General features: G+C 63.8%; 20 protein-coding genes. 10 read left to right on the plus strand and 10 right to left on the minus strand.

Annotated elements, in window-relative coordinates:
* The first annotated feature begins 708 nt into the window (after positions 1–708).
* The 4 genes from I2H36_RS06895 to I2H36_RS06910 all read left to right on the plus strand — a co-directional run bounded on the left by I2H36_RS06895 (position 709) and on the right by I2H36_RS06910 (position 4734).
* Complete coding sequence (locus I2H36_RS06895) at positions 709–1764, plus strand: ligase-associated DNA damage response exonuclease (RefSeq protein ID WP_196263113.1); 1056 nt, start codon at positions 709–711, stop codon at positions 1762–1764.
* Entirely contained in the window at positions 1761–3479 is a 1719-nt protein-coding gene (locus I2H36_RS06900; RefSeq protein WP_196263114.1) for a cisplatin damage response ATP-dependent DNA ligase, read from the plus strand. Before I2H36_RS06895 ends, I2H36_RS06900 begins: the two co-directional genes overlap by 4 nt.
* Positions 3480–3481: 2 nt before the next feature.
* A complete protein-coding gene (locus tag I2H36_RS06905; RefSeq protein WP_196263115.1) occupies positions 3482–3934 on the plus strand; it encodes a secondary thiamine-phosphate synthase enzyme YjbQ in 453 nt (150 codons plus the stop codon).
* Between the two features lie 128 nt (positions 3935–4062).
* Complete coding sequence (locus I2H36_RS06910) at positions 4063–4734, plus strand: response regulator (RefSeq protein WP_196263116.1); 672 nt, start codon at positions 4063–4065, stop codon at positions 4732–4734.
* Positions 4735–5026: 292 nt separating this feature from the next.
* On the opposite strand, the gene I2H36_RS06915 is transcribed toward I2H36_RS06910, so the two are convergent.
* Complete coding sequence (locus tag I2H36_RS06915) at positions 5027–5968, minus strand: alpha/beta hydrolase (RefSeq protein WP_196263182.1); 942 nt, start codon at positions 5966–5968, stop codon at positions 5027–5029.
* Positions 5969–6063: 95 nt separating this feature from the next.
* On the opposite strand from I2H36_RS06915, the gene I2H36_RS06920 reads away from it, so the two are divergent.
* Positions 6064–6327 carry a DUF6460 domain-containing protein gene (locus tag I2H36_RS06920; protein ID WP_196263117.1) on the plus strand — a complete coding sequence of 88 codons (264 nt, stop codon included), beginning with the start codon at positions 6064–6066 and terminating at the stop codon, positions 6325–6327.
* Between the two features lie 8 nt (positions 6328–6335).
* Positions 6336–7673 (plus strand): MATE family efflux transporter, encoded by a 1338-nt coding sequence (locus tag I2H36_RS06925; RefSeq protein WP_196263118.1) that lies wholly within the window; start codon positions 6336–6338, stop codon positions 7671–7673.
* Positions 7674–7682: 9 nt separating this feature from the next.
* On the opposite strand, the gene I2H36_RS06930 is transcribed toward I2H36_RS06925, so the two are convergent.
* Both I2H36_RS06930 and I2H36_RS06935 read right to left on the minus strand, forming a co-directional pair.
* Positions 7683–8768, minus strand: a complete 1086-nt coding sequence (locus I2H36_RS06930) for a quinone-dependent dihydroorotate dehydrogenase (RefSeq protein ID WP_196263119.1) — start codon at positions 8766–8768, stop codon at positions 7683–7685.
* Positions 8765–9109 (minus strand): DUF952 domain-containing protein, encoded by a 345-nt coding sequence (locus I2H36_RS06935; protein ID WP_196263120.1) that lies wholly within the window; start codon positions 9107–9109, stop codon positions 8765–8767. The genes I2H36_RS06930 and I2H36_RS06935 overlap by 4 nt, the downstream gene beginning before the upstream one ends.
* 154 nt (positions 9110–9263) lie before the next feature.
* On the opposite strand from I2H36_RS06935, the gene I2H36_RS06940 reads away from it, so the two are divergent.
* The gene (locus I2H36_RS06940) at positions 9264–9896 is read left to right on the plus strand and encodes a S24 family peptidase (RefSeq protein WP_196263121.1); all 633 of its coding nucleotides are present in this window, start codon (positions 9264–9266) and stop codon (positions 9894–9896) included.
* 3 nt (positions 9897–9899) lie between these two features.
* Here I2H36_RS06940 and I2H36_RS06945 read toward each other — a convergent pair whose 3' ends face one another.
* Together I2H36_RS06945 and I2H36_RS06950 are read right to left on the minus strand one after the other, a co-directional pair.
* Complete coding sequence (locus I2H36_RS06945; protein ID WP_196263122.1) at positions 9900–11633, minus strand: lysine--tRNA ligase; 1734 nt, start codon at positions 11631–11633, stop codon at positions 9900–9902.
* Between the two features lie 102 nt (positions 11634–11735).
* Complete coding sequence (locus I2H36_RS06950; RefSeq protein WP_343234409.1) at positions 11736–12545, minus strand: transporter substrate-binding domain-containing protein; 810 nt, start codon at positions 12543–12545, stop codon at positions 11736–11738.
* 142 nt (positions 12546–12687) lie between these two features.
* Here I2H36_RS06950 and I2H36_RS06955 point away from each other — a divergent pair, with 142 nt between their 5' ends.
* Positions 12688–14571 (plus strand): glycosyltransferase, encoded by a 1884-nt coding sequence (locus I2H36_RS06955; RefSeq protein WP_196263124.1) that lies wholly within the window; start codon positions 12688–12690, stop codon positions 14569–14571.
* Between the two features lie 175 nt (positions 14572–14746).
* On the opposite strand, the gene recD2 is transcribed toward I2H36_RS06955, so the two are convergent.
* Both recD2 and I2H36_RS06965 read right to left on the minus strand, forming a co-directional pair.
* Positions 14747–16936 (minus strand): SF1B family DNA helicase RecD2, encoded by a 2190-nt coding sequence (gene recD2 / locus I2H36_RS06960; RefSeq protein ID WP_196263125.1) that lies wholly within the window; start codon positions 16934–16936, stop codon positions 14747–14749.
* A 92-nt stretch (positions 16937–17028) separates the two neighbouring features.
* The gene (locus I2H36_RS06965; RefSeq protein ID WP_196263126.1) at positions 17029–17700 is read right to left on the minus strand and encodes a trna delta -isopentenylpyrophosphate transferase; all 672 of its coding nucleotides are present in this window, start codon (positions 17698–17700) and stop codon (positions 17029–17031) included.
* A gap of 364 nt (positions 17701–18064) precedes the next feature.
* Between I2H36_RS06965 and I2H36_RS06970 the strand changes: the two genes are divergently transcribed.
* Positions 18065–18715, plus strand: coding sequence for a hypothetical protein (locus I2H36_RS06970; RefSeq protein WP_196263127.1), 651 nt, complete (start codon positions 18065–18067; stop codon positions 18713–18715).
* On the opposite strand, the gene I2H36_RS06975 is transcribed toward I2H36_RS06970, so the two are convergent.
* The 3 genes from I2H36_RS06975 to I2H36_RS06985 are packed head-to-tail and all read right to left on the minus strand — an operon-like array spanning position 18712 to position 21823.
* Entirely contained in the window at positions 18712–19713 is a 1002-nt protein-coding gene (locus I2H36_RS06975) for a metallophosphoesterase family protein (RefSeq protein ID WP_196263128.1), read from the minus strand. The two genes, I2H36_RS06970 and I2H36_RS06975, sit on opposite strands and share 4 nt — an antisense overlap.
* Entirely contained in the window at positions 19710–21530 is a 1821-nt protein-coding gene (locus I2H36_RS06980; protein ID WP_196263129.1) for an AAA family ATPase, read from the minus strand. The genes I2H36_RS06975 and I2H36_RS06980 overlap by 4 nt, the downstream gene beginning before the upstream one ends.
* Positions 21527–21823, minus strand: coding sequence for a hypothetical protein (locus tag I2H36_RS06985; RefSeq protein WP_196263130.1), 297 nt, complete (start codon positions 21821–21823; stop codon positions 21527–21529). Before I2H36_RS06985 ends, I2H36_RS06980 begins: the two co-directional genes overlap by 4 nt.
* Before the next feature lie 293 nt (positions 21824–22116).
* Here I2H36_RS06985 and I2H36_RS06990 point away from each other — a divergent pair, with 293 nt between their 5' ends.
* Positions 22117–22725, plus strand: coding sequence for a hypothetical protein (locus I2H36_RS06990; protein WP_196263131.1), 609 nt, complete (start codon positions 22117–22119; stop codon positions 22723–22725).
* Positions 22726–22734 lie beyond the last annotated feature (9 nt).

The raw sequence follows: 22734 nt of genomic DNA on the forward strand, positions 1-22734 counted from the left end.
CTGGCCGGGAATGACACCATGACTGTCATCCCGGACGGCGCAGTCGATCCGGGATCGCGTGCAGAATAGGGCACGGGTGCCCTTCCCCCTCTGCGGGAGGGAGTGGTCAGGATAATCACGGCCCCTCTCCCGCAGAGGGGAGAGGGCATAGCCCCGCGGTGAACATGTTCCTATTTTGTTCTTGACAATCGTCCTAAGCTCGGCTATAGCTGGGGACATCCTCGCCCGACGAGGGGCGCGCTCGCGAGGCGTCGCAAGAGTGGGGTGGGGAGCGGTCCCGCCGCAGGTCTCGCACACCTGTGATCGCGGGTGGCCGATCCTGGCTTGATCCAGGTCCGCTGAAACAAACCGCGCGTGACGAGCAGCTTGGCTCTCACATTTCCCACACCCATCGAGCCGGGCTGCACGACACGCCTCCCTCGATCCACCTTCAGGCTCGCAGCCCAACGGCTGCGGGCCCCAAGGTGTTGGTTGTTTGACAACCAGAGCAACAGCGTCGTCCCGGACGGCAAAGCCGATCCGGGATCGCGAGACCAGTCCAACACTGTCATCCCCGCCTGCGCGGGAATGACAGCGGGGAGGATCCGCCTCAGCCTGCACCCGATCCCGGATCTCGCTCCGCTCGTCCGAGATGACCGCCGGGAACTCCATCGCACACACCGCTATTCCAATCTGACATCCCCCAACCGGACCCTATATTCTTAACCCATGGCGCTGCGTTCCACCGACATCCTCACCCAAACCCCGCAAGGGCTCTATTGCCCCCTCGGCGACTTCCACATCGATCCGGTCCGTCCCGTGAAACGGGCGCTGATCACCCATGGCCACTCGGATCATGCCCGCTCGGGGCATCGTTCCGTCATGGCCACGCGGGAGACCCTGCGGATCATGGGCGTGCGCTACGGCGAGGACTTCGCCGACTCGACGCAGGAAGCGATCTTGCAGGAGAGCATCCGCATCGGCGATGTGACCGTGCAGTTTACGCCGGCCGGCCACGTGCTGGGCTCGGCGCAGATCACCATCGAGGCCGGCGGCACCCGGGTCGTCGTGTCGGGCGACTACAAGCGGGCCGAGGACCCGACCTGCCTGCCTTACGAGGTCGTGCCCTGCGACGTGTTCATCACCGAGGCGACCTTCGGCCTGCCGGTGTTCCGCCACCCGAACACCCGGGCGGAGGTGCGCAAGCTCATCGATTCCGTTGCCCTGTTTCCGGAACGCGCCCATATCGTCGGGGCCTATGCGCTCGGCAAGGCGCAGCGGGTCATGGCACTCCTGCGCGAGGAGGGTTACGACCAGCCGATCCATCTTCACGGCGCCATGGAACGCCTGACCGAGTTGTATAAATCGGAAGGCATTCCCCTCGGTGAAACGCCCAAGGTCGTGGCCGCCGAGCGCTCGAAGCTCGCTGGCGCCATCGTGATCTGCCCGCCCTCCTCGATCCAGGATCTCTGGTCCCGCCGCTTTCCCGATCCCGTCACCTGCTTCGCCTCCGGCTGGATGCGGGTACGGGCGCGGGCCCGGCAGAAGGGCGTGGAGCTGCCCCTGGTGATCTCCGACCATTCCGACTGGGACGATCTCTGCCGCACGATCCAGGAGACGGGCGCCGGCGAGGTCTGGGTCACCCACGGCCAGGAGGACGCCCTGGTCCATTGGTGCACCACTCACGGCATCAAGGCGCGTCCCCTGCACATGCTGGGCTATGGCGACGAGGGTGAGGCGGAGGAGGCTTCCGCGGCCCCGGCGGATGCGGGAGGCAACGCATGAACCGCTTCGCCGCCCTCCTCGACCGCCTCGGCTACGAGCCTCGCCGCAACGCCAAGCTGCGGCTGCTCGTGGATTACTTCCGCCACACCCCCGATCCCGACCGAGGTTATGCGCTGGCCGCCATGACCGGCGCGCTGATGTTCAAGGAGGCCAAGCCCGGCCTGATCCGCGGCCTCGTGGAGGAGCGGACCGACCCTGAACTGTTCCGGATGTCCTATCACTATGTGGGCGATCTCGCGGAGACCGTGGCCCTGATCTGGCCTGCGCCGGGGCACGAGAGCGTGGCACCGGCCGACGGCACACCCACCATCGGCCACAACAACCCGCCGCCTCATGTCCCGACCCTCACCGAGGTGATCGAGACTCTGGCGACCACCAGCAAAAGCGACCTGCCGGCCCGGGTCGCCGGATGGATGGACGCGCTGGACGAGACCGGGCGCTGGGCGCTGATCAAGCTGATCACCCGGGAGCTGCGCGTCGGCGTGTCGGCGCGCCTCGCCAAGACGGCCGTCGCCCAGCTCGGCGGGATCGAGCCCGACGAGGTCGAGCTGGTCTGGCACGGGCTGGAGGCGCCTTACGAGGATCTCTTCGCCTGGGTCGAAGGCCGGGGCGAGAAGCCGGAATCCGGCAATCCCGCCCCGTTCCGCCCGTCGATGCTCTCGCATCCGCTGGAGGATGAGGACTTTGCAAAGCTCGAAGCGTCGGAGTTCCTGGCCGAGTGGAAATGGGACGGCATCCGCCTCCAGGCCGCTGCCGGCCGTGGGAGCGACGGGCGCCCGGTGCGGCGGATCTATTCCCGCACCGGCGAGGACGTGTCCCGCGCTTTTCCCGACCTTGTAGAGGCGCTCGACTTCGAGGGCGCCATCGACGGCGAGCTTTTGATCGTGCGCGACGGACGCGTCCAGACCTTCAACGTGCTGCAGCAGCGCCTGAACCGGAAGGCCGTGACGCCGAAGCTCATCGCCGAGTTTCCCGCACATCTGCGCGTCTACGACATCCTGTTCGAGGGCGAGGAGGACCTGCGCGCCCTGCCCTTCGCCGAGCGGCGCCGGCGCCTGGAGGCGCTTGTCGCAAAGCTCGACGATCCACGCATCGACCTCTCGCCCATGGTGCCCTTCGAGACCTGGGAGGACTTGGCGGCAGCCCGCACCGACCCGGCCTCCGTCGGGGCCGGCCTCGATGCGGATGCCATCGAGGGCTGCATGATCAAGCGGGCGAGCAGCCCCTATCTGCCCGGCCGCCCGAAGGGCTACTGGTACAAGTGGAAGCGCGATCCCTACCTGGTCGATGCCGTGATGATGTATGGCCAGCGCGGCCACGGGAAGCGCTCGTCCTTCTATTCCGACTACACCTTCGGCGTCTGGCGCGAGGGCCTAAGCGGCGAGGAGCTGGTGCCGGTGGGCAAGGCCTATCACGGCTTCACCGACGAAGAGCTGGTGAAGCTCGACCGCTATGTCCGCAACCACACGGTCAAGCGCTTCGGCCCGGTGCGCGAGGTGGAATACGGCAAGGAGAAGGGCCTCGTGCTGGAGGTCGCCTTCGAGGGCCTGCAGCGCTCGACCCGGCACAAATCCGGCGTGGCCATGCGCTTTCCCCGCATCAACCGCATCCGCTGGGACAAGCCCGCGGCCGAGGCCGACAGGATCGAGACCTTGGAGAAAATCCTGGAGCGGGGCGAACAGGAGGTTCATCCGTTGAAGGATCAGGAGGCCTGACGATGCTGAACGTGGAAACCCTCTCCGAGGCGAGCGTGACCCAACAGGTGAACGGCCGGCTCGTGGTGGAGACCGAAGGCCCTGGCTTCATCGAGATCACGGAGGCTCTGTCGCGCTGGGTGTTCGGCACCGGAATCCTGAACGGCCTGCTGACGGTGTTCTGCCGTCACACCTCGGCCTCGCTGCTCATCCAGGAGAACGCCGACCCTGATGTACGCCAGGACCTGCTGACGGCTCTCGACCGTCTGGCGCCCCGCGAGGCCGGCTATGTCCATTCCACCGAGGGGCCGGACGACATGCCGGCCCATATCAGGACCATGCTGTCCGGGGTCTCCTTGAGCATCCCCGTGGTGGAGGGCCAGATGGTGCTGGGCACTTGGCAGGGGGTCTACCTGGCCGAGCACCGGGACCGGCCGCACACCCGCGACCTGATCGTGCACCTGATCGGGGCGTAATCCACATGATTGAATGGGACGCCTCCGGAGATTCCCCTAGAATGGCCAGGAACAGCTCATGCCGCCTTGCCATTCTATCAAGGTTCCGGCTAAGGCACAGGGCAAGCGTCTCGTGGGAGTAGGCACACGTGCAAAGTCAGTCCACCACGATCATCATTGCCGACGACCATCCGCTGTTTCGCGGTGCGCTGCGGCAATCGGTTGCCTCCATCATGCCCCAGGCCCGGGTGATGGAAGCGAACGGCATGGATGACCTGAACGCTATCCTCTCCCAGGAACGCGACGTCGACCTGATCCTGCTCGACCTGACCATGCCGGGCGTCCAGGGCTTTTCCGGCCTGATGTCCCTGAGAGCCCAGTATCCCGAGCTGCCGGTGGTGATCGTTTCCGCAACGGAAGAGCCGACCGTGATCCGCCGGGCCATGGATTTCGGCGCATCCGGCTTCATCCCGAAATCCATCGACATCGACAGCATCGGCGGTGCCATCCAGGCGGTGCTCGCGGGCGATACCTGGACCCCGCCGGACGTGGACCTCTCGGCCGCCGAGGATGCGGAAACCGCCGACCTCGTCCGTCGCCTCGGCACCCTGACCCCGCAGCAGGTGCGCGTGCTCACCATGCTGTCAGAGGGCCTGCTCAACAAGCAGATCGCCTACGAGCTCGGCGTCTCGGAAGCCACCGTGAAAGCCCATGTCTCCGCCATCCTCGACAAGCTCGGAGTCGACAGCCGCACCCAGGCCGTCATCGCCGCATCCAAGATCGGCGTCACACAGCGCCCCTCCCAGGGCGGGGCGGACTGACGATCAGGCGGGCACAGGAACGCCTTAGTGAACAGCACGACGGCTGTATTGTTCATTGTCGGAGGCGTGCTGGCTCTTCTCCAAGTCATCCTGGACGATCTCATTATTCGAGATGTATGCCGTCGAGAGGGGAAGAGATATTCTTTTCTCTGGCTGTATAACCCCAACTGGCAAATGAGGATCTTCAGCATCGCTTGGCTGGAAGAGGCCAAAAGAGCAGGTCTTTATTGGCCGAGAATTGTCACATTCATTGCGTTCATTGCCTGTGTTTCACTTATAGCAATGAGCGTCATTACAGCCCCTCGATAAAGCTGTCGATCTGCGACAGCGCCTGCTCGGCGAGTGCACTGTCGAACCGGATGAACACATGGCACCCGCCCGGCCAGACCGCGAGATCCGCCTTGTTGCCCGCCGCGACCCAGCGGGAGGCCATGAACAGCGTGTCGTCGAGAAGCAGATCCCGCGTTCCCACCGAGAAGAGCGCAGGCGGCATTCCCTTCAGATCGGCATAGAGCGGCGAGACGGAGGGATCGCACCGGTCGAGGTCCGGGCCGCAGAGGTTGTCGGCGAAGATCTTGACGCCAGGAGTGTTGAGGATGAGGGGTTCGTCGCCCCAATTGGCGGCGCTCGGGGTCAGGCTGACATCGTAGCAGCCGGCGAAGAGGTTCGCGCCCCGGAAAGGGCTGAGCCCGTGCTTGTCGCGCAGGCGCAGCAGGGTCAGGGCCGAGAGATGGGCGCCCGCCGACTCGCCGCCGATGAACAGGCGCGAAGTTCCGAAGCGGCTCTCCGCCTCACGCATCAGCCAGAGGGCCGCCGCCTCACAGTCGTCCGGACCGGCTGGGAACGGATGCTCGGGCGCAAGCCGATACTCCACGGATATCACCGCAAGGCCGCACCGCTCCGCCAGCCGGTCGAGCCAGGGGTCCTGTTCGTCGGCGGTGCCGATGGTCCAGCCGCCGCCATGGATGTGGAGATAGGCTCCACGCGGGTTTTCCGGGGCGATAATGCGCAGCGGAATGGGGCCGTCGGGTCCGTCGATGATGATGGTTTGGGCCCTGCTGCTGAAGGGCATGAGCGGGAACGGGCCGATGCCCTTGCGGCGGTTTTCCCGGATCAGGGCCGGAGGCGCCTCCCAGTAGCGCCCGAGCTTCGAGAGCTTGGCCACGATCTCGGCATTCTGGGCACGGATCTCCTCGCTGATGGCGGAGGGATCGAAGAGGGCTGGATCGATCATGCGGAGCTCGGGTTGGGTTGCGTTCATCGCCGGCCCCTGCGATGAAGCACACGCAAAGCCCAAGGTCCATTACGCTTTCTGACAAGATGAGAAGCATGTCCAACCTGAACCGTTTTCTCGGCGGCTCTCCCGGCTCGGTGCTGGTGAAGCTGATCTTCCTGTCGCTCCTCGTCGGCGCCTTCCTGGCCTTCCTGGGCATCACGCCCCTGGGGCTGATCGAGGGCCTGTTCGACTGGATCGCCTCCGTTCTCGACCTCAGCTTCGAGACCGTCCAGGAGGTGGGGCTCTGGATCCTCTACGGCGCCGTCATCGTGGTGCCGCTCTGGCTCATCTCCCGCCTGTTCGGCAGCCGGCGCTGAGGTTCACGATGCACGGCTCTTCGAGCACGCAACGGCTGGACATCTCCCACTGGCGCATCCTGGCGCTGGCGCTGCCGATGACCCTGTCGCATGTGACGACGCCCCTGCTCGGGCTCGTCGACGCGACGGTGATCGGCCGCTTGGGCGAGGCGCATCTTCTCGGCGCGGTGGCGCTCGGCGCCGTCATCTTCGATTTCGTGTTCTGGAGCTTCGGATCGCTGCGCATGGCGACCGCCGGTCTCACGGCCCAGGCCACCGGAGCGGGCAACCGGCATGAGGTCGACGTGACGCTCGCTCGTGCGTTTCTGGTGGCAGCGATCACAGGTCTGCTGCTGATCCTTCTGCAATGGCCGATTGCCGCCTTTGCCTTCTCGATGGCGGGCGCGAGCGAGGCGGTGACCGAGGCGCTCTCGACCTATTTCTTCATCCGCATCTGGGCGGCGCCCTTCACCCTGGCGAACTACGTCATTCTGGGCTCCACCCTGGGGCGCGGCCGCACGGATCTCGGCCTGCTGCTTCAGGTGGCGATCAATGTGGCCAACATCGTGTTGACCATGGCGCTGGTGCTGGGTCTTGGCTACGGCATCGCTGGTGCGGCCATCGGTACGGCTTTGGCCGAGGTGCTGGGTGCGGGCCTCGGCATCCTCGTGCTGCGCCGGCTCGGCTCGAATCCGCTGGCCGTCACCTGGGCGGAGGTATTGAACCGGGCGGCGATGCTGCAGACGCTCGCCATGAACCGGGACATCATGATCCGCAACGTGGCCCTGATCCTGGCGTTTTCGATCTTCAGCGCCATGGGGGCGCGCTCCGGCGACGTGACGCTCGCAGCGAATGCGGTGCTCTACAACATGTTCCTCATCGGCGGCTATTTCCTCGACGGCTTCGCCACCGCGGCCGAAACCCTGTGCGGTCAGAGCATCGGCGCCCGCGACGAGCGCAGCTTTCGCCGCGCCATCCGCTTGAGCCTGGGATGGAGCCTCGGCTTCGGTCTTGCCGTTTCGGCGCTTTTCCTGATCGGCGGCGGACCTTTCATCGACTTCGTCTCGACCAACCCGGACGTGCGGGCTTATGCGCGGGATTATCTCGTCTTCGCAGCCCTGACCCCGTTCGTCGGTGCTGCGGCTTTCGCTTTCGACGGCATCTACACGGGTGCGACTTGGACCCGCTCGATGCGTGACCTGATGGTCATTGCCTTCGTGATCTATGCCGGCATTCTTCTCGCCGTCGGCAATCTCGGGAACACGGCGCTCTGGATTGCGCTGCTCGTTTTCTTAAGCGCGAGAGGCCTGGGCCAGTTCATCCTCTACCCGAAGCTAGCGAGAAAGACCTTCGCCAGCCTCGGGTGAGGTTGGATCTCAGAACTCTCCCCGGGCTATCGCCGATGCGTCGCGGCCAATCGCCTGCGCCAGCGATGTCTTTTCACGCGTGAGCGTCTGCACCAGACCGCTCTTGATGTCCCCGATGAGGCCAGGGCCCTTGTAGACCATGGCCGAGTAGAACTGCACGAGGCTGGCACCGGCGCGGATCTTCGCCCAGGCGGCCTCTGCGGAATCCACGCCGCCGACGCCGATGAGCGGGATCTTGCGTTCGACCCGCAGGAAGGCTTCGGCCAGAAGCTTCGTGGAGGGGACGAAGAGGGGCTTGCCGGAGAGGCCGCCGGTTTCAGATGCCAGCGCCTTCTCCTTCAGGCTCTCCGGCCGCGCGACGGTGGTGTTGGAAACGGTCAGCCCGTCGATGCCGCGTTTGAGCGCTGTGGCCACGATGGCATCGAGCGTATCGAGCGAAATGTCAGGCGCGATCTTCAGCAGAATGATCGTCTTGGACCTGCCCTGGTCCGCCTTGTCCCGCGCCCCGATGCTGCGGGCGAGAAGATCGTCGAGAAACGCTTCGCCCTGCAGATCGCGCAGGCCCGGCGTGTTGGGCGAGGACACGTTGATGGTCAGGAAATCGGCAAGCCCGCACAGGCGCTGAATGCACAGGACATAATCGGCGATGCGGTCGACCGAGTCCTTGTTCGCCCCGATATTGACGCCGACGATACCGGGACGCCCGCGACGCTGCGTCAGGCGCCGGCATGCCGCATCGAGGCCGTCGCTGTTGAGCCCGAAGCGGTTGATCACCGCCTCATCCTGCGTGAGACGAAACACCCGCGGACGCGGATTGCCCGCCTGCTGTTTCGGCACGACGCCGCCAAGTTCGACGAAACCGAAGCCGAGACCAAGAAGCTGATCCGGCACCTCGCATTGCTTGTCGAAACCGGCAGCAAGTCCAACAGGATTGGGGAAGGTCTTGTCGAACACCTCGACGGACAGGCTGGGATCGTCCGCAGGCGTTGGCATCACCGGCATCAGCGACAGCCCCCTGATCGTCAGCTGATGTGCCGTCTCGGCATCAAGCGCATGCAGTGCGGGTTTTGCGAGAGAGAACAGTGCGCCGATCATGCGTCGAGATCCGGAAACAGGTGTTGACCGTCCGCGCCCAGAGGCAGCGGCTTCACCCACCGGACAGCCGATAGGGGTAGATGGGTATAGAGATGCGGGAAGAGATCACCGCCTCGGGACGGCTCGAAACGCAGGGTGGACCCAAGCGAGTCGGCATCAATAGCGATCAGCAGGAGATCGCTTTGGCCTGCGAAGTGTCTGGCCGCCGTCTCACGAACCTGTTCGGCAGTTGAGAAGTGGAGGTACCCATCTTGGATATCGATAGGTGCGCCCGTGAAGAAACCGACCTTTTCAGCTTCTTGCCAGAGCACTGACGGGCAGATTTTGTAGATTATGCGCATGATAATCCAATTACTTGTGCGTCGCTTCAGGAGCAATCCTGATTAGACATATTGTCTCAAGAGGTGGGATCCCATTGTCTATGCCTTAGAACAATCTTAATTCCTAATCATAGGTTCGCTTTCAGTTATTCGCTTCTAGCGAAGGTTTTTTACAATGTTGTCCCATGAGCGCGTTTGGGCTGCGATCGATGCGTTAGCATCACGTCATGGCATGACCGCATCGGGCCTCGCCCGCAAGGCCGGTCTCGATGCAACAAGCTTCAACAGATCAAAGCGTGTGAGCCCTGAGGGCCGAGAGCGTTGGCCCTCGACGGAGTCGATTTCGAAAATCCTGAAGGCGACCGGTGCCACGCTCGAGGATTTCCTGCGCCTCGTCGAACCCACTGGCTCCCTGCGTCGCTCCATGATCCCCCTAATCAGCATGGAGGAAGCAACGTCGGCGAAGATCCTCAACGAAGACGGCACGCCGACGGAAGGCTCCGGCTGGGACGAACTTGAGTTCCCCGACTTCGGCCAGGAGAAGGTTTTCGCGCTCGAGGTCACCGGCGACACGCTTGCGCCACTCTACCGGGACGGGGATGTGCTCATCGTCTCGCCCACCGCCAGCACCCGCAAGGGAGACCGGCTAGTGGTGTGCACCACGAGCGGGCAGATCCTGGCCAAGGAACTGAAGCGCCGCTCGGCCAAGACCCTGGAGATGACCTCTCTCGTGAAGGACCAGGAGGACCAGGTGATCCCCACCGAGGAGATCGCCTGGGCGGCCCGGATCATGTGGGCGCGGCAGTAAGGTTCAGGCCGCGCGGTTCGCCTCACGCTGCTTCAGGAAGTCTTCGTGGCCGCGCACGAGATCGCCATTGAGGGCTTTCTGGATCAGCGCGCGCGTCTCCTTCACCCCATAGAGGGCAACGAACGAGCCGAAGCGCGGACCGCGCGGCTCTCCGAGCAGCACCTGATAGATCGTGTTGAACCACTCGATGGACACGCCCGGACGTTCGGGCGTGGCGCCCTTGGCCTTGAAGTCCTGGTAGCGCGGCTCGGCGCGGCCGACATTGTAGATCTCGTCCTGGATCGCCTCCGCCGTTGCGGGACGCTCGCCTGACTCGAAGGATCCGAGCACCTCATCCAGGCGTCGCAGGGATGCGGCCTCCACCTCGTCCGCCAGACGATAGGTCTTCTGCGGCTTCACGAAATCCTCGAAGTAGCGCACTGCGCGCTTCGCGAGGCTGTCGAGGCGCGGATGCGTTTCCGGCGAAACGCCCGGTGCATAGCGGCGAATGAAGCCCCAGAGCACCGCCGGGTCCTCGGAGTTCGCCACCGCCACGAGGTTGAGCAGCATTGAGAAGGAGATCGTCGTGCCCGGCTGGTTGGAGCCCTCAGACGACACCAGCTCGGGTGCCGGCGGCGCGCCTGCGTGAAGATGCCAGACCGGGTTCATCAGGCGCATCTTCGCATCCTGCGCCGGGTACTTCTCCAGGAAGGTCAGGTAGTCGTCCACCTGCCGCGGGATCACGTCGAAATGGAGCTTCTTGGCCTCGCGCGGCTTGTTGAACATGAACAGCCGCAGACTGTCCGGCGTGCCGTAGGTCAGCCACTCGTCGATGGTGAGGCCATTGCCCTTCGACTTGGAGATCTTCTGGCCCTTGTCGTCGAGGAATAGCTCGTAGTTGAACCCGTCCGGCGGCAGGCCGCCAATCGCCTTGGCGATTTCCCCGGAGAGCTTCACGCTGTCGATCAGGTCCTTGCCGGCCATCTCGTAATCGACGCCGAGCGCCACCCAGCGCATGGCCCAATCGGGCTTCCATTGCAGCTTCGCATGGCCGCCGGTGACCGGGGTCTCGAAGCGCTCGCCCGTCTCAGGATCGCGCCACACGATGGTGCCGGCATCCAGCTTGCGTTCGTCGATGGGCACCTGCATCACGATGCCAGTCTTCGGGTGGATTGGCAGGAAGGGCGAATAGGATTGCTGGCGCTCCTCGCGCAGTGACGGCAGCATGATCGCCATCACGGCATCGTAACGCTCGAGCACGGTGAGCAGCGTCTTATCGAACCTGCCGGCCTTGTAGCACTCGGTCGCCGACATGAACTCGTAATCGAAGCCGAAGGCATCGAGGAATTCGCGCAGCCGCGCATTGTTATGGTGCGCGAAGCTCTCATGGGTGCCGAACGGGTCCGGCACCTGAGTCAGGGGCTTTCCAAGGGAGGCGGCCACCAGATCCTTGTTGGGGATGTTGTCCGGCACCTTGCGCAGGCCGTCCATATCGTCCGAAAAGGCGACGAGGCGGGTCGGAATGGTGTCGCCCGTCAGCACCCGAAAGGCGTGCCGCACCATGCTGGTGCGCGCCACTTCGCCGAAGGTACCAATATGTGGCAGGCCCGAGGGGCCGTAGCCCGTCTCGAACAACGCTTCCTTCTTGTCCGTCCGTTTGAGCCGCTCGACAAGCTTGCGCGCCTCCTCGAAGGGCCAGGCATTGGCGGTCTGGGCGGCTTCAATCAGGGCAGGATCGAGAGACAGGGTTCGAGACATGGGCCTAGTGCTTGCGGAAAATGTTTCCAGAAGCGCGGCACACTAGGGATGACACCCGCGAGGGTCAATGCGGTAAACCCGTTCCCTGAGGGCTTGAAAGCCTCAGTAGGGGCTCGTGGGGAAGAAGCGCAGATAGAGCTCGGCGTATTTTCCCTCCCGCCAGAGCTGCTGGAGGGCGAAATCGAGGGCTCGCCGCAGGGCGTCGTCCTCGGTGCGGGCGATGAAGCCGATGCCCTCGCCGAAAAAGCGGCTCTCGAGATACGGACCGCCCGAGAAGTCGCAGCATCCCGCCGCCTCCTCACCACCGATCCAGAGGGCGAGACCGAGGCCATCGGCAAACAGGTAGTCGATCTCACCGGCTTTCAAAGCGGTCTGCGCCGCTGCCAGCTCCGGATAGGGCTTGAGGGAAGCACCGCCCATGAATGCCTTGGCATACGCCTCGTGGGCCGTACCGCCGACCACGCCAAGGGTCTTGCCCTGCAATGCCCTCGCGTCCGGCGTCGGCTGACTCTTGTCCTTTCGCACCGCAAAGCGGGCCGGGATCTTGAAATAGGCACCGGAGACGGCAAAGCGTTGCCGCAGCTCCGCCGTGATGGGAATGGCGGCCGCCACGACGTCGCCCTGCTTCTCGCTGAGAGCGCTCAGAAGCGTATCGAAGCGGCGCACCTGAATTGTGCAGGCAAGGGCTAGGCGCTCGCATGCAGCCCGGGCGAGTTCCACCGACAGGCCGGTCGGGTTGCCGTCGAGACCCGGAAAGTGGAGTGGCGGGAAGTCGTCGTCGACCAGAAAGCGGATCGTGCGGGTAGCAGGCAGCTCCGGACGTTCCATCTGCGTCCTCGGATCCCAGAAATTCGGGAGGTTCACTCCTTGAGCCTGAGCTGCGCTGGCGGTGAGGGCAAAAATCAGAGGCACGACTATCCCGGCAAGGCCAAGGGACTTGATCTTATGGAAAAGGCAGGCGACCAATGTAACGATATTTAGGACCATCGACGCGACATTCCTTGCTCTTGCCCTTGCGCTGCTCAGGAATGCCCACAGGAAGCATCCGACGCTCATGAGGCAGGGTCTAGCGGACAGGGCCGCACAGTCAACCGCACTGCCGATCGAGATTGGATTTCTCAGCAGCCACGGGCATGCCCCCGAAGTCCTGTGGCAGGCTGCCGTCTTCGCCCAGGCGGCCGGTGTTGGGGCCGATGAATTCCTCATCCGGGAGGGGATGGTCTCCGAGGATGAATTCTACAGGGCTCTCGCGGTCGAACTCGGCCTGCCCTTCGTTGTAGCCCCGCGCCTGCCATCGGACGTTCGCTATCCGGACAGTGTCCTGGCGGGCTTGGCGCCTCTGGCAACGGCAAGGCTCAAGTTCGTCGCCGCGCCGCGCGGCCATGCCCTAGTGGACCTTCTCAAGACCCGCTCACGGCGCCGGCTGCTCGCGATCACCACACCCACGCGATTGAGGGAAGCCGTCTTTCGCGCCCAAAGCCCGCTGATCGCCCGGCGGGCTGCCCATGATCTGGCCGACAAGGCCCCTCACCTCGCGACGGATATCAGCTATGGGCAGATCGCCGTTCTGTTTGTGGCTCTGACGTTGATCGTGTTCGGCCTGGGGTTTGCCCCTGAACTGAGCACCGGGATCATGGGCATCCTCCTGGGTCCGTTGTTTCTCAGCATGATCATTTTGCGGATCGCAACGGCATCCCTGCACAATCCTATCGAGCTCAACCATCATACCCACCGCATCGAGGATGCGGACCTGCCCGTCTACACGATCATCGCAGCCCTCTATCGGGAGAAGCGGGTCGTCGCCCGCTTCCTTGAGGCCCTCTCGCGGCTCGATTATCCCGCCTCGAAACTCGACATCAAGCTTATGCTCGAGGCAGACGACCGCGAGACGCTGGAGGCTCTGCGCTCCATCGATGTTCCAGGCAATATCGATATCCTGATAGCGCCGCCGGGCGAGCCGCGCACGAAACCTCGCGCGCTCAACGTCGCCCTGCCCTTGGCACGAGGCCGCTACACGGTGATCTACGACGCCGAGGATGTGCCCGACCCGGGTCAGCTGCGCCTGGCCGTGTCGCGCTTCGCCGAAGCGCCGCCGCGCGTCGCTTGCCTGCAGGCGCGGCTCACCATCGACAACACGGACGACACTTGGCTCACGCGACTCTTCACCGTCGAGTACGCGGCCCTGTTCGACGTGTTCAATCCGGGGCTGGCGGAGATCGGCAGTCCTATTGCCCTGGGCGGCACCTCGAACCATTTCCGCACCGCCGTGCTGCGGAAGGTCCATGGCTGGGATGCCTGGAATGTCACCGAGGATGCCGATCTCGGCATTCGCCTGGCTAGGCTCGGCTACGAGGTGAAGGATCTTCCATCCTCCACCCTTGAGGAGGCACCGGGCACGCTTCGCCTCTGGATGCGGCAGCGGACGCGATGGATGAAAGGCTACGTGCAGACCGCCGCGAGCCATACGCGCAGGCCCTGGGTCCTGCTGCGCCAACTCGGGCTCTGGCGCTTCTCCGGCGCCCTCGCCCTGACCTGGGGAGCCGTGTTCAGCGCCCTAGTCTATCCGCTCTTCACTGCACTCTACGTGGGATCATGGCTTGTTGGTCCCGAACACTTTCCAGACATGCGCTGGACAGCGGCGTTCAACGCTTATGCCCTGACACTCTTTCTGTCCGGCGCAGCTTCGGTGCTCATCCCGGCCTGCGTGGCCCTGCACCGACGCAAGCTCTGGCGGCTCCTGCCTTGGATCCTGCTGCTGCCGCTGTATTACGGCCTCGTCAGTGTTGCTGCCTGGAGAGGCTTGTGGGAACTGGCCATCGCGCCGTTCCGCTGGAACAAGACGAGTCATGGTCTCGCCCGCACGTCGCGGGCCGGGCTGTTTCAGAAGCACCAGGCCAGAGTGGAGGTCACCAAGTCATTAAACACGGCGCCGCCATAGCGCCACCATAGAAGACCGCCCGAGGCCACCAGGCACAGGACCGCTCCCGCAATGAGGCCCAGGCGGGTCCGCTGCTCCTGGTGGTCGGTGTGTTCGGTCTCTGTGCTCATTCGCTGCTCTAGATGCTGCCTGTGCAGGATCAGATATAGAGCTCTTTGTGCTTAGGCGGAAGGGATCAGCCCTGGAGCCATTGCCGGAGCCGAGAAAGGCGCAGCTCCTCTTCCGAGCCGACAGCCTGAACCAGGGCGGCTCGGCTGCCCAGGAGGATTACCAGCCGGCTTGCCCGCGTCACCCCTGTATAGAGCAGCTTGCGCCGCAGCATCGAGGCCTGCTGCAGGGCAACGGGAATGATGACGGCCGGATACTCGGATCCTTGCGCTTTGTGAATCGTCACCGCGTAAGCGAGCACCAGCTCGTCGAGTTCCGCGAGGGAATAGACGACCAGCCTGTCGTCAAAGGCAACGGTGAGCTCCCCGTGATCGCGGCGCACCTCGCGCACGATGCCGACCTCGCCGTTATAGACGTCGCGCTCGTAATCGTTGCGGACCTGCATGACCTTGTCTCCGGGCCCATAGCTCCATCCGGCCCGGTGCAGGCTCTCAAGACCCGGCGGATTGAAGAGCTGCTGCAGTTCTCCATTCAACATATGCGTGCCGAGGCGCCCGCGGTTCATCGCGCACAGCACCTGAATATCGCGCACCGGATCGAGGCCGAACCGCCGCGGAATGCGGTCGCGGATCAGGATTGTCATCTTGGCCATGGCCTCCGACGGCGTGTCGGCTTCGACGAAGTAGAAATCGGAATCCGGCTGATGTCCGAGATCGGGCACGAGGCCGCGGTTGATCGCATGAGCCACAGTGATGATGCGGCTCTCCCGCTCCTGCCGGAACACTTCCCTCAGATGCACCACCGGAATGGCATCGGACGCGATGATATCGGATAAGATCTGTCCCGGACCGATGGAGGGCAGTTGGTCCACGTCGCCCACGAGAACGAGCGACGCTTCATCCGGCAGCGCACGCAGCAGGGCGGCCATCAGGCGGATGTCGAGCATCGAGGTTTCGTCGACCACGAGAAGGTTGCAGTCGAGCGGCATCTTCGCATTGCGCCGGAAGCCCCCTTCCGCTGCCTCAAGCAAGCGGTGGACGGTCTTGGCCGGAAAGCCCGTGCTTTCCGACAACCGCTTCGCGGCCCGCCCAGTCGGCGCACACAGGGCAATCGTCAACTCATGCTGCGTGCACAGATGCGTCAGGCTCCTGATCAGCGTTGTCTTGCCGACACCGGGGCCACCGGTGACCACGAGCACCTTTGAGCGGCAGGCGGAGGCCAGGGCCTCGCGCTGACTCGGCGAGTACGACACACCGATGGCGGCTTCTGCCTCGGCGATTACCTGTTCAGGGTCGAACCCATGCCAGGGGTGCAGTCCCTGTGCGATCTCCTTCAGGCGCTGCGCAATAAAGAGTTCAGCGCCGTAGAGGCCTTTGAGGAAGATGCTGCGGCGGCCATCGAGTTCATCCGAGACGAGCTGGCCTGCCGCACATTGCGCATCGAGCGCGGGCTTCAACTCAGTTTCAGGAATTTCGAGCAGACGGCTCGTTTGCCGCAGCAACTCGTCCGCCGGCAACCCGGAATGGCCTTCTCTCACAGCTTCCGAGAGAACATGCGTGAGACCGGCCTGCAACCTGATGGCGGCGGCAGGCTCCACTTCGAGCTGCAGCGCCACCTGATCGGCGAGCGCGAACTCAAAGCCCGGAATGTCGAGGACGAGCCGGTAGGGGTTGGCCTTCACGATGTCGATGGCACCGACACCGTAGGCGCGATAGATGCGCGTGAGCAGAAAGCCCCCGATGCCATGGGCATTGAGGAACGCGGCAATATCCTTCAGCGCCCGGTGCTCGGCCCAGGCCTCACCGATGCTGAGCGCCTTGGCCATCGCGATGCCCTGCACGCGCGTCAGCTCATGCGGCTTCGTCTCGATCACGTCGAGGATGCGCGCGCCAAACGATGCGATGAGCCTTTGGGCCAGGGAAGGCCCAACGCCTTTCAGGAGACCGGAGCCGAGAAAGCGCTGCAGGTCTTCCGCAGTGGTTGGCGCCGAGGTCATCAGCTCGCTCGCGCGAAACTGGACTCCATGATTGCGGTCGTGCAGCCATCCGCCATTCGCCTCGACAACCTCGCCGATGGCGACCGACGGCGCATGACCCACGACGACAACGGACTTGCGGTGCCCGCGTGCCTTGACCCGCAGCACACAGAAGCCGGTTTCATCGTTGTGGAACGTCACGCGCTCGATGGAGCCGACGAGATGTTCGGAGAGGAGCAGTGCCTCCTGATCGGAGGCCGCAATTGCGGAGGATTTCGGCATCGATCAGCGAGACCACAAGCGCCGGGACGCCATCGAGAAAAAGAAAAGGGCGAGACGGCTTCGTTCCGTCTCGCCCATGATCGCAGCGAAAGTTAGGCTGCCTTCTTGGTCGGCCATCCGAGTTCGACAAGCCGCGCCTTGGCGTAGTCACGGATCTCGTCGCGAATGCCCTCCGGCAGTTCGGCGAGCACCTTCTGCGTGTCGGCATGGAGCATCAGGTCCGTGACCGCATTGATGGTCTTGGCCTTTTTGATCTTCGCCTTCAGGTCATCCTCGACCTTGCCGTCGGCGGCAGCGGCCTCGACCCTGCTCTTCTGCGGTTGCAACTCGGTCTTCTCGATCTCCACATGCGGATCGGCAAAGCCCGGACGACCCTGCTTGAACTCGTCCGCCTCTTCCTCGGAATAGACGTAGCCATGCAGCTCGATGAGCTTGAGGATCACGCGGTCCTTCGCGCGCTTCTCGGCCATGGCATAGACATAGGCCGCCTGTTTGCCCGAGACGCGGTAGTTCACGCCGATCAACGCCTCGCCGATCGACCACTCGATGCGCTCGCCCATGCGGCCGGTGACTTGGATCACCGCCTCGTCGCGCTCGGCGCGGATGATCTTGGGTTCGTCAAAGACCACATTGGCTTGGGCGGCAATCCGCTCAAGCGTCTTGTGATAGACCACGGCCGTTCCCTGGACCCGCCAAACATTACCGGCCATCGGCTCACCAAACTTGGCCAGCACCTCGGAGATTTTCTTATCGGTCGTATTCATCCTCGATCCTAACTTCTATCAGGGCCCGCATATCGGCTCACGCTCTTCTCGACCTCGACTTGCGCAACTGGCGTGTTCGTTTTTTGTTCTATACCAAATTTTAGCTCTCAGGTCCAATCGTTCGGTAATAGAAATTTTTATTTAGGTCTTTTGCACCAATGACTTAGCCAGTGTGCCATTTTGTCTCAACAATGGGTTGTCATCGCTCGAATCATGAGATCCACATGGGCGTGCAAAGACTGCGTCATGATTTGACCACAACATGCATGTTCTATATATGTTCTCATTAGTCAGGATTTTAGCCTACGCCGTATTGTCCGAGGCAGCCTGAACCCTCGTCTCAACCGCCACCCTGGAGGACCGGATGTCCGCGCAAGCGATCCTCGACCTTTCGGATCGACGCCCTGCCCGCCGTGGCGGCGCCCGTCGGGCTGCCAAGCGCCTGGCCACGCCGCTCACGCGAAACGCCCTCGTTGCGGATTTCCTGGCGCTCTGCGAACTCGATGCGGATGTGGAATCCCTTCGCGCGCCGGCCGATCCGGCAACCTTCGCGATCGGTGACGAGATGGTCGAGCATGTAGCCGATTTCGAGATCGTCCGCGACGGGTCGGCATATCTGGTAGATGTGGTGACGGACGACGACCTGCTGGTCCATCCGCTGCGCGCGGCTGCAATCCATGGCATTACCGCTGCCGACGGGCGTCCCTTCTTGTTTGAGACGGCTGCGAGCATCCGTGCGGAGCCGCGCTTTACCACCATGCGCCTGATTATGGCCTGCAAGCGCACGCCGGTGACGGCGGGCGACCGGGTGCGCATCCTGCACCAGCTCGACGAACTTGGCACCATGCGGCTTGTCGATTGCGCCAGCGCCGTCATGAACACGCAGGATGGGGTCGCGGCCGTTCTGGCGCTCGCCTGCGAGGGCTTGGTTGCTGTCGATATCAGCCGCCCGATCCTGCCAGAGACGCAGGTGCGCCGGCGCCACCTGCCCTTCGCTGATCCGTTCGCCTTCTAGCCTTGTGATGCGTGGCGCTCCACAGCCTCGCCCAGCAGCGAGCGCACGATGGCGCGCACGTCATCGGAGGTGCTGTCGGCCGAAAACTTCGCCTCGATCTCGTCGCGGATGATCGAGCCGTCGCCACTGCGCTTCAACTCGGTCGAAGATTCCGCCTGGAGCAGGGTCACGAAGGCGCTCTCCACTTCCCGCGCCACCAGCGCCTCATCGGCGGCATCGACCACCCGCCCCGTGAGATCGAACACGTTGCTCTCGAAAGGCAGCGCCTGCGCTTCCAATTCGCCGTCGCCATCGAGGACCCAGGCGCGCGGCACGTGATCTATGAGGTCAACGGATTGGCGCGTGATGTTGCCGGGATTGAGCCAGCGGGTGCGGCCCGCAACAACGGCCTTCTGCGTCTTATGAATATGCCCGTTGATGAGCACATCGCAGCCTTCGACCGCGAAGGGCGGGACGGCGCCGGGATACCCGCCGTCGAAGGCAATGTCGTGATGTGTGAACCACGCCTGCAGATCGGCACCGGAAAAGGAGCCGCGCGCATCGGTGGGAATGGCCTGACCGTAAGGCGTCATGCCGACACCGACCCTGCGGGCTCCGATCTGGAACTCAGCTACCGGAGCCGATGCGGCCACCACGTCGACAACATCGCACAGGCCCAGAAGCGCCAGCGAATCGCTGTCGGTGAGGGTCGTGTGCTGGATATCGTGATTGCCCACATTGACGATGGGGCGATGGTGAAAGTTCTTGAGGATGCGGACGAGTTGGTTCTTGAGCGCCATGTCGGTCTCGACCGGCCGGTCGAAGAGATCGCCGAGGATGACCACAGCCAGTTGCCGCTCATTGGCGATGGCAACGCAGCGTTCCAGCTTGCCGAGCACAGCCTGAGGCCAGACCACATCCTTGCGCCGCCCGGGACGCCGCGAGCCCACATGCGGATCCCCGATTACGAGAATGCCGTTGCAGGCAACAGGGGTGAGACGATCTCCGGTCAGGATCATGCAGTGAGCCGCTCCGTGGGCGAATGGGTGTGGTGGTCCAGCAGGGTCTCGGGCTTCACGGGCGAACCGCAGGTGGGGCACAGTCCGCCGGTTTCCTCGACGAGGCGCGCCATCTCGGCCTGCAGAGATGTCAGTCCCTCGTCGACCTGTGCCATGCGGCTTCTGGCAATCTGAGAGGCCGCACGCAGGTCGTTCATCCGTTTCAGAAAATTTTTTGCCGAAGCAGTGTCTTCAAGTGCCGGCACGGCTTCGGGTAAGCCATGCAGCGCATTCAGCCGTGCTTGGCTGCGCTTCAAGTCACGACTCAGTTGCAGCACCTGCCGCCCGATGCGCTCGCGCTCGCGGGCACGCTCGACCAAGCGGGTGAGATCGGCAAGCTGTTCCGCCGGAGGAAGGGCCTCGGTGATGCGCGCGCGCGCCTCGGCGGTCGCCAGCATCCTGCGAGTCGTGGCAAGCTGCGCCGCATGCTTCTGCAGCCGCTCAAGCTGCGCGGCTTCTATCGCTAACCGCTCCGCCTGCCGGCGCGCAGCAGAAATCTTTTCCTTCAGTGGTCCAAGTTCGGCAAGCCCGTCGAGCGTTTCGCTCAACGCGATCAGTTCGCGCTCGCCGTTGCGCACAAGATCGTTGTCACGACGGCAGCGTTCGCGATGGATGACGAGCATGTCGCGGATATAGCCGGCCTCCTGGCCGATCGAGAGAACGGCGGAGCGGCGCGACGGCGTCTCGCCGAGTAGGAACACGGGGAACTTCTGGTGCGCGATATGGACGTCGAGATCCTCGACCTTGCGGATGCGGATGAGATCGGCCACCCAATTGGGCACAGCGCGCCCGCCGGTCTCGTAGCGCATGCCCTGCACTTCGACCACCGAACCATCTACCTCATGCAGCGACCAGATGTTGACAGGCGAGCGGCGGGGCTGGCGGGTGAAGCGTAAGGTCCGCTGCCCGGCAACGCCGATCTCCACCATGGCGGACTTCGCGCCGGCGCGCACGAGGCTGTCGCGCGCTTCGCCGTAGAACACCGCACGAAGCGCACGGATGAAGGTGGATTTGCCGCGGTTATTCGGCCCGATGAGCGCGTTGACGCCCGGGCTCAGATGCAGCGTCGCATCCGTGTAGGCCTGCACGTTGACGAGACGGATGAAGCGCAGGCCCGGCTGCGTGTCATTCCAGAGCTGGCTGGTATCGGAGGACAGTACCTCGACACCGGTGGCGGGCTCTCCGGCAATACGGGCGATGTGAAACTTGCCGGAGAACTGCGACAGGTCATGGTGCGAGACCGCCAGGCACTGCACGCCGAGCCGCGCTGCGCCATCCTCCAGCACCGTATAGAACGATGACACGCGCTCCGGCGCAATCCAGCAATCCGCTTCATCCAGCGCCAGGAAGCGCGCCACATCCGCCTTGACCACAGCGATCAGGCGCAGGGCCATGCCGATCACATTGGTGAGCGCGCCGCCATTGTCCTCCAGCACGTCTTCGAGGGAGCCGTCCGGACGCCGCAGGCTGATGTCGAGGGAGGCCAGCCCGCGCTCGGTCGACAGCTCCAGCGCCACGGGCTTTTCGCCCGGCAACACCTCCTGAACGAGCGCCGTCAGCAGCGTCTCGAAGGCCGACAGGCTGCGGCGGCTCGCCGAGCCGTGAACGGCCTCGATGAAGGCCTCCACCTCGTCCTTGACCGCAAGGCGGCCCTTCGCAAACTCGATCTCGCGCGTCAGCTCTACGACCCGCGCGCGGATGGCATCGCGCCGGCCCTCAAGCCGCGCGAGCAATGCCTCCGCGCGGGTGACATCATGAATGGAAGACGACAGGATCAACGCTCGTCCCCGAGCTGCTTGAGGCGCGTCTCGACTTCGCGCATGGCGACGCCGAACTCGTCTGCGAGCTTGGCATTTCGCGCCTGCGCTTCCTCGATCAGGCTTTGGATCTGCGCTTCGTCGTCGGTACCGAGCTCGGCCTTGGCGAGTGCGCGCGCGTCGGCGAATTCGCGCGTCAGCCGCTCGACCTCGCCCTCCGCCCTGATGCGCTCTGCCCGCAGCTTGTCGAAGGTCTTGCGCATCTCCTCGAGGCGGCGAAGCTGGTCTGTTTCGAGGCGTGACAGGCTGGTCATGGAATCGCGGCTCCGCTGCAAAGGAATGGTCGAGCTTCAGTTATCGTCAGCGCTATTTCGTCGCAACGACTTCGCCTCTTTTTGGTCTGGATCGGGGACGATGTCTTCAATCCTGGCACCCGACCCTCCACATAGTGTCCGTTACTCCAAGATTACAGTCTCAAACAGCGGACTTTGCTTGACACAGCGCCCGCCGAGGATATGTTCTTGGTTTGTTCACATCACCTGTATGCGTCGTGGATGTGACCTCATTAGGGCAGTGCTGAACGGCCCCTTGGCACAAGGATCTCGCGATGAGCGCCATGACGGAAGAGCGTCCGATTTTCGAGAACGAGGAATGGCTCCTGAGCGAGGGCGGCCTCGAACATAAGACGACCGGTTATTTCATCGACCGCGAGAGCCTCGGCCAGCGGCGTGAGGATGGCCTGTGGTCGTGGCCTCTGCACATGGCGGAGAAGAGCTGGTGCGGCATGCAGCCGTTCTCGGAAGCCTTCACCTGCGCCCTCTCGGTCTTCGGCATCGGCACAACAGGCGTGGAATTGGCGCAGAGCCTGAAGGTGGCGCGCTGTGAAGTTTCGGTCTGGCCGAAGGCCGCGAGAACCGTTTCCGGCTCCGTGCCGGCGGTCCCGCGCCCCTTGCACCAGACGGGTACCAGCCCCATTTTAGTGAAGCCGCGCTCTGCACCTAAACCCATGAATGGTCAAGGTTTTCAGAGCCCGAGTGGTGCCTGGCGCATTCGTACCGAGTTAGGTGCGCGCCTCGTTTTGAAAAACCCGCGTCAACGTTCCGAACGCCTGAACCCAGCTCGTGAAGCCAGCCTCTCCTGGCAGGCGCCGCGCCGGATTCGAAAAACCGGAACGAAGCTTGTTCGGCTGCTGCAGGCGGCCTGGAACATACGGTGAGAGCAATGC

The organism is Microvirga terrestris (assembly GCF_015694425.1).
In the GTDB taxonomy this organism is placed as follows: Bacteria; Pseudomonadota; Alphaproteobacteria; order Rhizobiales; family Beijerinckiaceae; genus Microvirga; species Microvirga terrestris.

Bases quoted from the DNA above. Each gene is read 5' to 3' on its own strand.
- I2H36_RS06970 (WP_196263127.1), top strand. From the start codon at position 18,065: ATGTCCGCGCAAGCGATCCTCGACCTTTCGGATCGACGCCCTGCCCGC.
- I2H36_RS06975 (WP_196263128.1), bottom strand. From the start codon at position 19,713: ATGATCCTGACCGGAGATCGTCTCACCCCTGTTGCCTGCAACGGCATT.
- I2H36_RS06940 (WP_196263121.1), top strand. From the start codon at position 9,264: ATGTTGTCCCATGAGCGCGTTTGGGCTGCGATCGATGCGTTAGCATCA.
- I2H36_RS06945 (WP_196263122.1), bottom strand. From the start codon at position 11,633: ATGTCTCGAACCCTGTCTCTCGATCCTGCCCTGATTGAAGCCGCCCAG.
- recD2 (WP_196263125.1), bottom strand. From the start codon at position 16,936: ATGCCGAAATCCTCCGCAATTGCGGCCTCCGATCAGGAGGCACTGCTC.
- I2H36_RS06900 (WP_196263114.1), top strand. From the start codon at position 1,761: ATGAACCGCTTCGCCGCCCTCCTCGACCGCCTCGGCTACGAGCCTCGC.
- I2H36_RS06985 (WP_196263130.1), bottom strand. From the start codon at position 21,823: ATGACCAGCCTGTCACGCCTCGAAACAGACCAGCTTCGCCGCCTCGAG.
- I2H36_RS06925 (WP_196263118.1), top strand. From the start codon at position 6,336: ATGCACGGCTCTTCGAGCACGCAACGGCTGGACATCTCCCACTGGCGC.
- I2H36_RS06965 (WP_196263126.1), bottom strand. From the start codon at position 17,700: ATGAATACGACCGATAAGAAAATCTCCGAGGTGCTGGCCAAGTTTGGT.
- I2H36_RS06930 (WP_196263119.1), bottom strand. From the start codon at position 8,768: ATGATCGGCGCACTGTTCTCTCTCGCAAAACCCGCACTGCATGCGCTT.
- I2H36_RS06990 (WP_196263131.1), top strand. From the start codon at position 22,117: ATGAGCGCCATGACGGAAGAGCGTCCGATTTTCGAGAACGAGGAATGG.
- I2H36_RS06955 (WP_196263124.1), top strand. From the start codon at position 12,688: ATGAGGCAGGGTCTAGCGGACAGGGCCGCACAGTCAACCGCACTGCCG.
- I2H36_RS06895 (WP_196263113.1), top strand. From the start codon at position 709: ATGGCGCTGCGTTCCACCGACATCCTCACCCAAACCCCGCAAGGGCTC.
- I2H36_RS06920 (WP_196263117.1), top strand. From the start codon at position 6,064: ATGTCCAACCTGAACCGTTTTCTCGGCGGCTCTCCCGGCTCGGTGCTG.
- I2H36_RS06935 (WP_196263120.1), bottom strand. From the start codon at position 9,109: ATGCGCATAATCTACAAAATCTGCCCGTCAGTGCTCTGGCAAGAAGCT.
- I2H36_RS06905 (WP_196263115.1), top strand. From the start codon at position 3,482: ATGCTGAACGTGGAAACCCTCTCCGAGGCGAGCGTGACCCAACAGGTG.
- I2H36_RS06915 (WP_196263182.1), bottom strand. From the start codon at position 5,968: ATGATCGATCCAGCCCTCTTCGATCCCTCCGCCATCAGCGAGGAGATC.